At 34.7% G+C, this 15,582-nt stretch carries 6 protein-coding genes and 1 pseudogene; 5 read left to right on the top strand and 2 right to left on the bottom strand.

What is annotated here, in order from left to right; genetic code table 11:
• Nucleotides 1–827 precede the first annotated feature (827 nt).
• Nucleotides 828–1,694, bottom strand: a complete 867-nt coding sequence (locus tag H4683_RS19165) for a helix-turn-helix domain-containing protein (RefSeq protein WP_192600440.1) — start codon at nucleotides 1,692–1,694, stop codon at nucleotides 828–830.
• A 103-nt stretch (nucleotides 1,695–1,797) separates the two neighbouring features.
• Here H4683_RS19165 and H4683_RS19170 point away from each other — a divergent pair, with 103 nt between their 5' ends.
• Nucleotides 1,798–1,950 carry a hypothetical protein gene (locus H4683_RS19170; protein WP_192600441.1) on the top strand — a complete coding sequence of 51 codons (153 nt, stop codon included), beginning with the start codon at nucleotides 1,798–1,800 and terminating at the stop codon, nucleotides 1,948–1,950.
• A 649-nt stretch (nucleotides 1,951–2,599) separates the two neighbouring features.
• Here the strand turns inward: H4683_RS19170 and H4683_RS19175 are convergent.
• Nucleotides 2,600–3,835 carry an IS110 family RNA-guided transposase gene (locus H4683_RS19175; protein WP_192600442.1) on the bottom strand — a complete coding sequence of 412 codons (1,236 nt, stop codon included), beginning with the start codon at nucleotides 3,833–3,835 and terminating at the stop codon, nucleotides 2,600–2,602.
• Between the two features lie 603 nt (nucleotides 3,836–4,438).
• On the opposite strand from H4683_RS19175, the gene H4683_RS19180 reads away from it, so the two are divergent.
• From H4683_RS19180 to H4683_RS19195, 4 genes and pseudogenes are all read left to right on the top strand, one after another.
• Nucleotides 4,439–5,794, top strand: coding sequence for a tryptophan 2,3-dioxygenase (locus H4683_RS19180; RefSeq protein ID WP_192600443.1), 1,356 nt, complete (start codon nucleotides 4,439–4,441; stop codon nucleotides 5,792–5,794).
• The gene (locus tag H4683_RS19185; RefSeq protein ID WP_192600444.1) at nucleotides 5,791–6,702 is read left to right on the top strand and encodes a tryptophan 2,3-dioxygenase; all 912 of its coding nucleotides are present in this window, start codon (nucleotides 5,791–5,793) and stop codon (nucleotides 6,700–6,702) included. The genes H4683_RS19180 and H4683_RS19185 overlap by 4 nt, the downstream gene beginning before the upstream one ends.
• A 20-nt stretch (nucleotides 6,703–6,722) precedes the next feature.
• The gene (locus tag H4683_RS19190) at nucleotides 6,723–12,527 is read left to right on the top strand and encodes a non-ribosomal peptide synthetase (protein ID WP_192600445.1); all 5,805 of its coding nucleotides are present in this window, start codon (nucleotides 6,723–6,725) and stop codon (nucleotides 12,525–12,527) included.
• Between the two features lie 49 nt (nucleotides 12,528–12,576).
• A pseudogene (locus tag H4683_RS19195) lies at nucleotides 12,577–15,537 on the top strand (non-ribosomal peptide synthetase); the annotation flags it as partial.
• Nucleotides 15,538–15,582 lie beyond the last annotated feature (45 nt).

A 15,582-nucleotide genomic window follows, 5' to 3' on the forward strand; every position in this document is an offset into this window, starting at 1 on the left:
GATCTGTAAAGCTCGACAATTGTTTTTTTAAAGTCATTATTATACTGTTTTCGTTTCATTCCGGACACGTCCTTCTCTTCTTTTTAGGATAGAGACTTAACTAACGTGTGTCCATACATCTATACTAACTCCAATCAGACAATTTAATCTTTAAACTGCTATATAAAAAGCGTATCTTTATATTGTTTGCTCTTATTTAAATCAATTTTATATCGTTTGAAATAGGAGCATTTATTTTACTTATTCGAGAAAAATTTAGGTTTTTTAAAATATAAATTCCTGATAATCACTGTATTACAATTTTACCCTCCCCTTTATTTTTTTATTGTTGAAGGATTATAGAATAGGCGACGGTATAGCAATTTTATGGGTTTTATTGTAGCTTCAACAACAATCAATCGAAAAGTCGGAAAATTTAATCTCATTTCATTCGAGATAATAATCCTCACTTGTCTCATTTGAGAAAAACAATAAAACTAGGCGGACGGTTGCAATGGAAATAACTAGACTAGCTAATATCTTCTTTTTTAATGACCTATCGCCATCCTCTCTATTTAAGACTTATCAATAGGGAACTATATTTTTCCTCCCATAGTCTGATGGAGGTACATGCTTACATTACATGTAAGAGGAGGTTTTTTCTTGTCTTTTTTTAAAAGTTCATAGAATCCGCGAATTATCCTAGTTTTCAATTCGCTAAACATAATTTTGAAAAACAGTGAGTGAATACTGCTTGGGGTTCATTTTTTTTAGAAAAAATCAATCAGATGGTGAATTGTGCTCGGCTTCCTTTGCATTGTACTCAGTACTCTATTTCAAAGTTAAATTCAAATAATAGTTTCGACTATTTCAGCGAGGTCTTCTTGTGTCTTTAATAGATTCTTCTTTTCATTTGTTAATGTGAATAAAAGAATTGCATTTTCAAAATCTTCTATCGCTTCAGTTATTAAACCACATTTTATTGAGAGTAACCCCTTCATGTGATAAGTTTTGCCCAATGAATACATTGACTGGTGCGTTTCTAAATAGTAAAGAATTTCATTTATAATGTCTAATGCTTCATGGTAATCCTCTATATTATACAAGGTGTGTGCATAGTTATATCCAATACGAGGGAATATGGTTAAATCCTCGACAATTTTATTGTTTTTAATTTTTTTGTGAATTACTCTATAAATTTTATATGCAGCATCATTGTTATTCATAGAAAGATGTATCAAGCCAATTGAATTGTGTATGCCCATATCCAGTTCTGAACCACAGTTATTTATATTCACTAAACTATTTAAAATATGCAATGCATCTAACGCTCGATGGTCTTTTTTCTCGAGCATAATTGCTCTATGCCATTGTATAAACTTTCTAAACACATCCTTAGCATAAATTGAACTAAGCTGATCCAGCACTTCATTACATTCATCTAGTGTTATTTCCAATAGCAAATAGTCTTCATTATAAATCGATTCCCTGCAAAGGTTTTTTAAATATTCTACCTCCTCATTTAAAGGAAACAAAGCTTTAAATGGAACTTCTAATTTCAGACAAATATCATTTAGAACATCTAATCTAGGTATATGCTTTCCTTGTTCAAGCTTATAAAGGGTGGATTCGTCACACAAATTATTTGCTAGTTCTTTAACGGTATATCCCTTTGATTTTCTAAAATAAGAGATTTTATTTCCCAAGTTATTCATGTTAACACACCTTTCAAATGTCACAATTTCGCAGATTTCCCTGTATATATTAATAATAGCTTACTGTATATTGAAGCAGAAGTCATACGAAATGGAGGAAATTATGAAGAAAAGTGGGAAAATAGTTATTTCATTATTATTAGCAGTCGGTATATTCATTAATACTTCAAGTAGCGTGAATATTAATGTTACTCATTCTGCAAACTCGTTTGTCACACCATTATCAGTACAAGGTCCAATAGGTGGAAACCATTGAAAAATAATTGATTGCGTAAAGAATACCTGGATGATTATGCCTGCTATGTGTATTTTCATACGACTTTGAAGAAAGAAGAAGTGTATTGAAAGGCTTATATCGACTTTGAAACAGTGCGATTGGCCCTCTTGGGATACATTGAATCATGGTACAAAAGAAGATGAATTCATGACGGTATCAACTAATTAACGCCCCAACAACTAGAAGATTTATGTCACTAAGAAGCAGCTTGAGTTAGAAGGTTATATTGGCTTCCCAATTAACCCTCCCTACACATTTTTTCGCATCATGAATGGGTGCCTTCCCGAAATGGACTTAACTTTTTTATGACCAGGTTATTGATGTAGTTCCAAGAACAGACTTTGATATTGAGCATATTTTATTAGTATATAATTAGTTTTTTAATAAAATTGATAATATTGTATAGTGGTTACGAAGTGCTAACAAATATTGTCATTTTAATATTAAGTAACAAATCCAGTGGTAATATGTCAAGCACCTAAAACAATAAAATTGGAAATTAATCGTGGCATCTAGCCACAAACGTCAATTTCCGAGCATATTCAAATAAACCTCGCAATTTCGATGGAAAAAAGGGTAAAATTAGAAGTTGCTTTTTAGGCGTTTGAAAGGAAAAGATTGCGTGTAGTTACTCGCTCCTTTCTTGTGGCATGTACAACTGGTTCGTGCGTAGTAGCGAGTGCACGAGGTGTACAAGTTTTCTAGCGGTCAAGACGAGAGCACGTTTGTGTTGATGTCTAGTGACTTCATTGTATTTCTTCTGATAAAAGGCTTTATATTCGGTGTCATATTTACGTATTGCGTCTGCGGCTTGCACAAGATAATACCGTAAGTATTTATTGCCTGTCCGCATTCGACTCGTATTTTCGGCTTCAAACTCGCCTGATTGATACTGTGTCCAAACGAGTCCCGCGTATTTCGCCAATGCGTGGTGGTCGTCAAAACGCTTAATATCACCGATTTCTGCGAGTAGGCCAGCTGCGTACACGGGCCCAATGCCTTTTACGGACGTTAAGGTTTGTGTAATACCTTTCATCATCCGGTCAATTTCTTGATCGAGACGTTTGATTTGGCTTTCAATATGGCGAATCGTGCTTAAAATCACGGACAGTGACAGATTGATTGGATCGGCCATCATTTTGTCCAAACGATAAGAATTACGTGCGAGCTTTTGAAGATACTTCGCAATTTCTTCTGGCTCCGCAAAACGGTTCTTGCCTTTCTCTTGTAAGAACTCTATGAGTTCCTCGACTGGCATCTCTGCAATCGTTTCAGGATCTAATTCTTCAATCACAGCGACGCTTGTCGCACCAAATGTATTGGAGAAGGGGTTATCTTGGCGTAAGCCACTAAATTTCAAAAATACTTGATTCATCATGTACGTTTTATTACGCGCAATCTCATGCATTAAGTGAAAACGCGTTCGTGTTAAACGACGCAAAGCATCATACTGTAGGGTTTCTTGCATTTCATGTGGCAGACGTCCAAAGCGTAAATGATCCGCAATTACCCAGGCGTCAATTCGGTCGTTTTTCGGTAACGTATCATAGCCCTTTTTAAAGCGAGATACCTTGCGTGCATTCAACATATAAACCGTACTTTGAAAGGAAGGTTCATATCCCTTTAATTCGCTTTTTAAATAATGGGCGATATGCCAGCTATATTGATCTGTAGCTTCAAGACCAATTTTAATGTTTTCACACTGATTTTTTTCCGCTGTTTTTAAAAGCTTGTGAATTAAGGTATCCGCACCTTCTGTATCATTGGAAACAGAAAAATCAGCTAGAGTATGCCCCTCGCCATGCATGAAATGGACATGATGGGAGCGTAAACTCATGTCTATACCGACTAGCATTTGTGACATGCCGATCACCTCCTAGGTGGTAGTTAATCAAGATTGTCTCAGACCTGGGTGCCCATCAGAATCATCGATGTCTGCCTCGTTATTAGCAATCAAAGGGAAGAAGACCAAAATGAGCGCTACACTCTCTTCTTCACCAGCGTCGCAGCCAGTGGTTAGACCTTCAATAATGAACGATGGGTAGCAGGCTTATTAAGCAGTACACCTAAGTGTCCGCAAGGGGTGAAAGCTATTTCCTGCGTCAATCTTGTCCGTTCCATTGTCTCACGGGCACGGTCTGAGAGAAATAAAAAGTGAAATAAAAAAGGACGAAGTACTAAAATGGAGCCTCCTCCATCCCTCGTCCAAACCATATGAAATTGGGCAATACAAATAAGCAGGTAAGCACCTGTAAGCCAGTTTTTATTTATGAAAACAGGTAAATGATGATTTATCCTTTTGGCCTCCTCGGTAAAACAGGGGTCAAACAGGTAAAACATAAAAAGGGTGAGGAAGCCAAAGGCGACCATCTCCTATAGGAAATCCAACAGGTCCTCCAGCTGTCCGGATCAACTGGAAATTCTATCGGAAAGAGCTCTTACTACTAATATACGAGGGGTGTATCAATTGTTGCAAACTGAAACAAAAAAAAATGGTGTGGCTAAAGAACTTATGAATTATCAAAAGAAAATTATGAGTGGTAACGAACTTAATTGCCTTCTTACAATTAATGAATTTCCAGTAAAAAAAGTATTAGAACATTATCATATTCACGGCAAGCATTTTGTATCAAAAGAGGTTCATCATGAATTAAAAGTAATAAAAGATTGTTTAGATAAAGACGGTTCTAAAATGGAAGAATCGGGTCAATACTTATCATACTTTTTAAATAACCTTTTAGATAAACATTTAGAACAATATAATTATAGGTCATATATAAGTACATATTTTCTTGAGAATCTAATGCGAGATAAGAATCTGAGTTATACAGCTTACTTGGATACAAGAATATTTCATTTGATTACTATTTTATGTGATATCGCTCGCTTTGAATGCGAAACATTATCAGGTAAAGAAAAAAGATTTAAGAATCTCTTAATATCTAATCAGAAAAGAAAGAAAAGAGTATTAAATTTATTTAAGTCAATTCGTACATATTCTGATTTTACAACTAAAGTGAAAATTCCGGATTCATTGGAAGAGATTATTAATCAATGGGTAAACGAATCAGCAAATGATTCACCAGTTTCATCTGAACTAGAAAAGCTATCATTGGATTTCATCAGTACAATTCAGGACCAAATTCCACAAGATTTGAAATTAGTACTTGAGATGTCCATTATTCCTGTTTGGGTAGTTCACGATGAATACATGTTTATAAGGGTTTTACAATGTTTCGAAATGATATTTAGCATAGTAATCAAAGGTTTCCTTATTTGCCAAACACATATACAGAATGGTTCTTTCTCCGAAGCAGAATCTATTATGAATTCATTAATTGAGGTATATCGAGCAAATCCTACTCTCTTTCGTCTACTTATGACGATGGATAAAGATAATTTTTCAGCGTTTCGTGTTTATACTGAAGGGGCTAGTGCAATTCAATCTGAACAATATAAGATGATAGAATTATTAGCTGCTCATCCAATTGAAAAGAGATTGAATTCACCTGCATTTCAATCTGTTCCAAGGTTGGAAAATAGATATAAAACAGATGGAATAATTAATTTCGAAGAAATTTTGAAGGTCATTTTAGAGGATGATGAGACAAAGCACAATAATGCCTTCAATAATTTTCTTGTTAGCATGAAAAAATTCGAAGAGCAATTCCTTTTATGGAAAAATACGCATTATAAAATCGCGATAAAAGTGCTCGGTTTACAGCGCGGTACAGGTAATACCTCTGGGCCTTCATATTTGGAGATGTATGTAAAATCCCCTTTATTTCCTTTTTTGAAAAATTACGAGGAGGAAAGCAATTGAAAAGAGATACTAATAAAAAGTACATGAATCCCACTGAAACTGAGCGATTACTTCGTTTTGAATATGATCGTGGGACAGTTTATGAAGAGGACTCTGGAGCTTCTAAAGTTTTAGATGTTTTAATACCGGAAGGTGATCTAATTGATCATGACCAACGACTGTTTCAAATTCAACATTTAAAAACTGAACTGTCATGGTATGCAATACACTTTGAAATCCGTGGTGTTATAAAGGCTTTGCAGAATGATGACTTTTCACGGGCTAGTAGCTTAATGGAACGAATAATTTTATTAGCAGATGCACCATATAGTGCATTGAGACTCTTTGTTAATACATTGACACAATCTAGTTTACTCAGAATGAGAGAACAATTACCAGAAGGAGCAACAGGATTCGATTCTCCAGGAATGCGAAATTTGAAATTGGTAACTAGGGCTTTGTGGAAGGCGTTCGTGGAGAGTTTAGAAAGTCATAACCATACTCCAGAGAGTTTAGCTATACTTCGTTCAAACAGTGAAAGGATAGAAATATTACCTGATAGGTTGGCCTTATTATCACATGTTTACGATGGGATACAAAAATTTGATGTTAAATTGATGGAATGGAAACAATTGCATTTACGAATGGTATGGGGGCACTTGGGTGGAGCATTTGCACACTTGGATGAGTCTAATGAATTGATAGATTATCAATTTGAAAAATCTAGAAGTTGTCGCTATCAAAATAGTGCTGAGGTTTCAGATGAGACTGGATATAATTATGAAATTCCCACTAGTTTACGAGGTCGGCCTGTAACAGATTTACAACGGGTTACAGTAGCACCTTTTTTCAATGATTTGTGGAAGATTCCTGACGTGATTTATAAACATATAAAATCTAAAAATGATAATGATATTGAATCTAATTGAAGGAAGGTAGGTAAGGCTGTATGAAAAAGGAAATATTCGATTCAGATAAAAGTATACAAATGAATAAAGTTAATTCATCTTGGCTCGCTGTTGAGCTCTTTACCGATTTTTCTCGTATAAATAGCAAGCGAAGTATTTCTTCATTAGATGAGATTACTCTCTCTCCAACTCTTACAGAACGTTTAAACTTGTTGTGTGGAAAACAGAATCTTTCCATGACTGAAGTAATTATGTCGGCATATCTTATTTTCTTGTATCGCTATACTGGAAAAAAACACTTATTGTTAGGTTTCCAAAGTAATGTACAGACCTTAGTTCCCCTTAAAATTCCCATTGAGTCGGGAAAATCGGTTATCGACTTAATCCGTAATATAAATAATAGTTATCCTAACTTTAATCAGAAAAAAATTCCAAACCTTGCTTCTGAGAATTTTTCCGATATTATGCCTGACGTGGTGTTTAATGTTGACAATACCCCTTCAAAAAACCATCATTTTATTCTGGAAAGACATACAAACATAGAGATAGTTCTGACCTTTAAACAAATAGATGGAAAGGTTCATCTACATTGGGAATACGATTCTGGACTATTTGAAAGAGGAACAATTGAAAGGATATCAGAAAACTTCTTGGTTTTATTGAAATCTATCTTAAATAATCCAACAAGTGGTTTAAACTATCTACCATTACTGTGCGAGAAAGAAAAACGGATGCTTGCTGGATTCAATGATACTTCAATGCCATATTCAAATAATCACACAATTCATCAATTATTCGAGGAATGTGTAGATAAATATCCTGATCGTATTGGAGTACGACATAGGGGGCAGAACGTTACTTACATTGAACTTGAGAGTCGAGCTAACCAAATGGCACATATGTTACGGGCTAAAGGGTATGGTAAAGAGGCTAAAATAGGGCTCTTTTTAGAACACTCTGAGCAAAAAATCATTACCATATTAGCCGTCTTAAAGGCCGGCTACGCTTATGTACCGTTAGATCCTGATCTGCCACAGGCACGACTTGAATACATAATACATGACTGTCAGCTAGATATGGTAATTACAGAGGGACACTTAAGCAAACGTATAAATACGTATACTGGTGAAGTATTTGAATTGGAATATGAGGAATTGAAAACTTTACCAAGTAGCCGTTTGGAGATGGTTAACCTCCCCAATGACTTGGCTTATATTATTTATACTTCTGGTTCTACGGGTAGGCCAAAAGGAACATTACTTACACACCAAGGTGTTTGTAATTTTGTTACGTCTCAAGTCAAGGTTTTTGGTATCCATCAGAATAGTCGCATATTACAATTCGCATCGTTTTCTTTTGATGTTTCAGTTATGGAGACATTCTTTGCTTTGACTCACGGAGCATCTGTAGTATTAGCACCTTCTGAAGAATTGAAAGACCCTTCTAGGTTAAAAACACTATTCATAAAAGAGAAAATTACATTCGCAGTACTTTCGCCTTCTATGATAAGTCAATTAACACCTGGACAATATCCATATCTAGAATGTCTTGTATCCGGTGGTGAAATTTGTCCATCTTCTTTAGCGAAAATATGGAGTACTTATGTACATTTTATTAATGCTTATGGTCCAACAGAAACGACAGTTTGCTCGACTGCTTGGTCTTCCAGGGAAAATCAAAATATCCTAGATACATTACCGATAGGAAAACCTCTGCCGAATTGCGAAATACATATACTGGATAAGCAATTAAATCCAGTTCCAGTTGGGGTATCTGGCGAACTTTATATAGGTGAACCAGGTGTAGCAAAAGGTTATTTGAATAATGAGAGTTTAACGAGGGAACGATTTATTTTTAAACCACAAATTTCGAAATTCACCTTGTATAAGACAGGAGACCTAGGCCGTTTTTTACCCGATGGAAATATTTCTTTTCTTGGGCGTAAGGATGACCAAGTTAAAATTCGAGGATATCGTATTGAATTACAAGAGGTTGAATCTGTCCTATTAGAATTTGAATCTATTCGTGAAGTAGTGGTAATGACAATAAGAAATAAGCAAGATGAACAACAAATAGTTGCTTATATAGTACCTTCTAATGATGTAACAGAACAAGAGATATGGAGGTACCTTCGAGATACTCTGCCTATGTACATGTTGCCGCAGTATCTAATTTTGATGTCAGATTTCCCTTATTCAGCTACTGGTAAAATAGATCGGAAATCTTTGCCGAAGCCCGAGCGACATATAAAGCAAAACCTTGATTATGTTGCGCCAACAACACAACTAGAAAAAATATTAATTGAGATTTGGCAGGATGTTTTAGGAGTACAAAATATTGGGGTTAAAGATCATTTTTTTGAACATGGAGGTCATTCAATAAAGGTCTCACAGGCAATTACGCGTATCAATCGGAAATTCGGAATTCAACTCATGCAACGTGATATTTTTGAAAATTCAAGAGTAGTAGATTTGATTAAATTATTTGAATCCAGAGGCGTGCTTGAACCAAGCACATCCATTAATAATACTATTCCAAGATTGCTTGAGCAAAAAAATTATGAATTGTCCCATGCACAAAAGCGTTTATGGCACTTTGAACAAATGAATTTAAATAGAACAGTATACAATGTTCCAATATGTTTAAAAATAAACGGAGAAGTCGATATAGATAATTTTCAATCAGCTCTTCAAATGATTGTGGATCGTCATGATATTTTACGTAGCAATATAACAATAGTAAGAAGTCAACCAGTACAAACAATAAACAAGTATATGCCAGTAGAACTAATAAAAGAAAATTGGACGTCAAGGAGCAGAAAGGAAATAGAAGAACTAACCACGAATGCATTGGATGAAATTTCTGGAAGTATAATCAATTTAGCTGAAGGCCCTTTGTTTAATGCTCATATATTTAAAATATCAAAAGAAGAATATATCTTCCTATTTAATGTACATCATATAGTGTTTGATGGTTGGTCAACTGAGCAATTTCTAGAAGAACTAGATCTAAACTATACAAGTTTGGGCGCTGATAAAAACCCGCAATATAAGCCATTGCCTATTCAATACACGGATTATGCAGTTTGGCAAAATTCATTAATTGAAAGTCAACAGTTAGAGAAAAATCGTGATTATTGGTTAAATCACTTACAGGGAGAGTTACCTGTCATCAATTTTCCTACTGATTTTCCTCGCTTACCAGTACAATCGTACCGTGGTGCTAGCACATCTCGTGAAATCTCGTTAAGACTCAATAGTGATCTTAATAATTTCTGCCAAGAGAATGATTTAACTATGTATATGTTAGTACTTTCTGCATTTCAAGTACTTTTACACCGTTATACAGGACAGCAGGATATTATTGTAGGTACACCAGTTGCTGATCGTCCTTGTCAGGAAACAGAAAATTTAATAGGAATGTTTGTGAACGTTTTGCCAATTAGGCAACAAGATATTTCTGGTTCGAAACCTTTTAATGTTTTTCTTAAGGAAGTTAAGGAAACAGTTTTATCACATCTAGACCATAAACAGTATCCATTTGATAAGTTGGTTGGGGAATTGATGACGAATAGAGATCTAAGTCATCATCCGATTTTCTCAGTAATGTTTGCCCAAGAGTATGTCAATTCAATGTATCCAGTAGGCGAATTACAAGCTTATCGTGTTAATCCCCCTGTCACGACGTCTAAATTCGACTTTACGTTGTACTTAGAAGAGGCTGGAAATACTAATTGCCTAAGTTTAGAATACTCTACTGATTTATTTGAAAAGGATACAATGGATAGATTTCTTGAAAACTTGGTGGAGTTATTAGCTGCAATTATAGAAAATCCACATTGCGAAATTGCCCTTTTACCAGTGTGCTCTAGTCAAGAACGTCAACAGCTACTTTTAGGTATGCATAATTCATATTCGTTTAAAAAGAATGTATTAGATCTACAAGAACGATTCGAAGAACAGGTTGATGCCAGTCCTAATAAAATAGCAGTTCGATTTGAAGATGAGATTATAACGTACAAAGAGTTAAATGAAAGAGTAAATAAACTAGCACATGTGTTACGTAAAAGTGATGTTGGTGTTGAAACGCCTGTAGCTTTGTTATTCCACCGATCAATTGAAATGATTGTAGGTATTTTGGCTGTAGTAAAGGCTGGAGGGTATTATATTCCTATAGACCCTGACTATCCCGATGAAAGAATAAGTTATATTCTTAAAAATAGTAAAGCGAGAATCCTTTTGACTCACCGTAATGCAGATAAACAGCTTACCCAATATAAAGGAAATATATTGAATCTGAATAGGAATAGCGATCTACAAATAATAGATCAAGAGTCTAACTGTAATCCAACTAAGATAAACTCTTTGGATGATCCGTTATATATGATCTACACATCTGGCTCTACGGGTAAACCTAAGGGGGTAATTGTCACCCATGCTAACTTGGGAAGATTGTTTGATACTACTAAAAATAGCTTTGAGTTTGATTCACAAGATATATGGACTATGTTTCATTCATATTGTTTTGATTTCTCAGTTTGGGAAATGTATGGGGCATTATTGCATGGAGGAAGTTTAATTATCATTTCAGAAAAAGTAGCTAAGTCAGCCCCAGATTTTTTGGATTTATTATATCAAGAGCGTGTTACGGTATTAAATCAAATCCCTTCTGCGTTTTATAATCTAATTGAAGCAGACGCTATGAAAAAAGCTAGCAGTTTAGGACAACATTTAAGATACGTAATATTTGGTGGAGAGGCACTTAATATTCAACGCTTACGTCCTTGGTTTAATCGTTATGATAAACAAACAGAATTAATAAATATGTATGGAATTACTGAGGTCACTGTCCATTGTACACATAGAAAAATTACTGAAGAAGATTTAGACGTTTTGTGGCAGGGAAGTCCCATTGGTCTGTCACTAGATGACTTGCAAATTTACTTGCTAGATAATCACGGTCAACTAGTTCCATATGGTGCTGTGGGAGAGATTCATGTTTCTGGTCCTGGTCTTACAAAGTGTTATTTTGATAATCCAGAAAAAACAGCGGAAGTGTTTGGGGAATGTTCAATCCCTGAATTAAAAGGAGTTCGTTTGTATAAATCAGGAGATTTGGCTCGTTATAATAATGAAGGCGAGTTGGAACACGTTGGTCGAATAGACCATCAAGTTAAAGTACGCGGTTACCGTATTGAGCTTGGAGAAATAGACGCAGTATTAGCAAGACAAAATGATGTAGGAAACTGTGTAACAATAGCTTATCAGCGTAATGAAAACGAATTACAAATAATTTCGTATGTAGAAACAGAAGTCGTTCGTTCATTAAAAGAATGGCACCATTTACTAAAGCAGTTCTTACCCGAATATATGATGCCGGCCCGTATTATCAATATTAATAAAATACCTAAAACAAAAAACGGTAAAATTGATAGAAATTCATTACCTGATCCTGGACAAATCATTTTTAGTTCAGAGTATATGGCACCAAGGACTATTATTGAACAGGAGTTAGTGAGGATATGGAAAGAAGTGCTGATAGTAAATGAGATAGGCATCCATGATAACTTTTTTGAAATTGGCGGTCACTCCTTGAACGCAACAAATCTAATCAATCGAGTCAATAGTCAATATGGAGCTATATTGAATTATAGAGACATTTTTACACATCCTACCATTGCTGAACAAATCAAGATAATACAACCGGAAAAAAGTATTCGAAAATCCCAATATGCTTTTGATATGTATATAGGTGAAGAGATTACAACATTTTATCTATCAATGGAAGAATATGAGAACCAAACGCTTCCCGAAGGTGCATTTAATCTTCGAGTTTGTAATATATAACGAGGGGGATAAGGGAATGACTGTATCAGTAACTTATAAAGGAAAGGAAATGAATTTCGATAAAATTCCTACGAAAAGTCAAATTGAGAAACGGTATGAGGAATTATATGGTTCAATAAAACCATATCCCCGAAAAAAACATTATCCGCTACTTCCATCACAGGAACAAATTTGGTTCTTTGATCAATTAAATCCTATTAATTCAGTTTATAATATCCCAATTATACTTGATTTAGATGGCCCGTTAAATTTAGTGGCTTTAGAGCATTCTCTCCAGAGTATTGTTAATCGTCATGAGGCTCTTCGAGCAACTATAAAGAAACATGACGGAGATCCTATTCAGTTAATAGTTGATTATTTGAAATTAAAATGCCGAATAATCGATCTAACACAATACAATATTGAAGAGCGAGAAGAGAAGTGTAATGCTCTTATTGAAAAAGAGGTGAATACGGGGTTTGATTTAGAAAATGGTCCACTCATTAGAGCCAAAATTATAAAAAAAGAGATTGATAAATTTGTGTTATTAATTAATATCCACCATATTGTTTTTGATGGATGGTCAGTCAATATTTTTTTAGAAGAGCTTACGGAGATTTATCATTCCTATCATGAGAATCAGGATATTAAACTACCTGAAATATCAACTCGTTTTACCGATTATGTGCAATGGTTTAACCATCGCTTACAGAATGGCATGTTAAATGAGCAAAGAAATTACTGGGAGAAAGAATTGACTGGAAATTTGCCTAAGTTTGAATTACCAACAGATTTCATACGTCCTATTGAGCAAAAATATAATGGGGATATGCGAGAGGTATCATTCAGTGGATCAATTACTCAAGAATTGCATAATTTTTGTAAATTAAATGGAGTTACCATGAATATGGTTCTTTTATCATCGGTAATCATATTGCTTAATTGTTATACGGGACAGAAGGATTTAATTATTGGTACCCCAGTTTCAGGACGAACCAAAGAAGAACTGGCTAATACAATTGGTTATTTTGTTAATATGTTACCAGCAAGATTTCATATAAGTGAAAATATGAGTTTTATGGAATTAGTCAAGTACGTAAAAGAACAGTCTTTGCAAACATTAAATAATCAAGAATACCCGTTTAAATCACTAGTCGAACAAATTAATCCCGATAGAGATATAAGTCATTCGCCTATATTCCAGACAATAATGACTTATGTAAATATATCTAAAATTATTGAGTTGGAAGGAATTAAGGTTAAAAATTTGCCGGTACCTGGTAAGACAGTCAAGTTTGATGTTGGTTTTGGTTTTACTGAAGATATTGAAGGATTGAAGTTGGCTATAGACTTTCGAACTGATCTCTACTCGTGTAAAACAATAAATTTATTATTAACGCACATGGAACAATTACTCAATTCAATAGTAAAAGATCCCACATTAGCTATAGATCATCTCCCACTGCTTTCAGAAGAAGAAAGACATGAGCTAATAGATGGTGTTAATCAAACAACCAATCCATTACCGAAGGAATATTGTGTTCATCAATTAGTTGAAAAACAGGCGAAGTTATATCCAGAAAAAATCGCATTGAAATTTGAAGAAAAAGAAATAACGTATGTAGAGTTAAATGCCCGTGCTAACAAGTTAGCACATTGGTTACGTTTGCGTGGAGTGACATCTGACACAATTGTTGTTTTACTATGTGACCAGGGAATTGAAACAATTGTCTCAATGTTAGGTGTACTCAAGGCGGGTGGTGCTTATATGCCTCTAGATCCAAGTTATCCGGTTAAGCGTCTGAATTACATGATTGAAGATTCTAAAGCAAAAGTTGTGCTAACTCAATCTCATTTAGAGTATTTGCTGTCTGGCTATGAAGGTGAGAGATTTTTGATTGATCAAGATTGGGGCAAAATAGAGGATCGGTCTATCGATAATTTGCCAACTAAAATAAATGGGTTAAATTTAATGAATGTTCTTTATACTTCTGGCTCAACTGGTGTACCAAAAGGTGTTGCTTTACCCCATCAAGGTGTGATTCGCTTGGTTTATAAAGCAAACTTTGCAAATTTAAACAGTAGTGATGTGATAACTCAACTCTCACCATTAAATTTTGATGGAGCAACATTTGAAATTTGGGGAGCATTATGTAATGGAGGTACGTTGGTAATAATTAAAAAGGAAATTGTTTTAGCTCCTAAAGAACTATGTTTAAAGATCTACGAGCATAATGTCACTACTTTATTAGTAACTACACCACTACTTAATCGTTTAATTGAAGATGCCCCGGAATCGTTAACACCGCTACGAAGGGTGATTTTTGGAGGAGAAATAATATCTAAACTGCATATTAAAAAAGCACTTAAATATTGTGAACCTGGTACTTTAATACATACTTATGGTCCAACGGAGAATTCTTTTACTTCCTGTTATTTTCCAATACGTTAAGTTGATGAAAAAAAATGGACTATACCAATTGGACAACCTGTTTCCAATACTGAATTGTATATACTCGACCACAATCTTGAACCAGTTCCATATGGAGTAATTGGTGAGATATATCTTTCAGGTTTGGGGTTAGCACGCAATTATGTCAACGATGAAGAGCATGGAAAAAAAGTATTTATTCCACATCCTTTTTCTGGAGAACCAAAAGCACGTATTTATAAAACAGGTGATCGTGGTCGACGTCTCTTGAATGGGACAGTAGAATTTATTAGTCGTAATGATAATCAGATTAAAATTCGAAGCCAACGAGTGGAACTTGGTGAAGTGGAGAGCTGTTTACGAAATTCTCCTCTAGTGCAGGAATGTTTTGTTACTACAACAGATAGTCTAGATGATGGAAAGAAATTAATTGCTTATTTTGTACCCAAAAATACAAAAGAACAGCACATAGACAATTTGGTTAATGTTATTCAATGGCCGAAAAGTAAATTAAATGAGATTAGAGACTTTTTAAAAAGTGAATTACCTGAATACATGATTCCTAGTTATTTTATACCCTTAACTGATATTCCATTAAATTCAAACGGAAAGGTAAATAGAAATCAATTACCACTTCCAACTGAA

This window comes from Sporosarcina limicola, assembly GCF_014873855.1.
Classification (GTDB): Bacteria; Bacillota; Bacilli; order Bacillales_A; family Planococcaceae; genus Sporosarcina; species Sporosarcina limicola.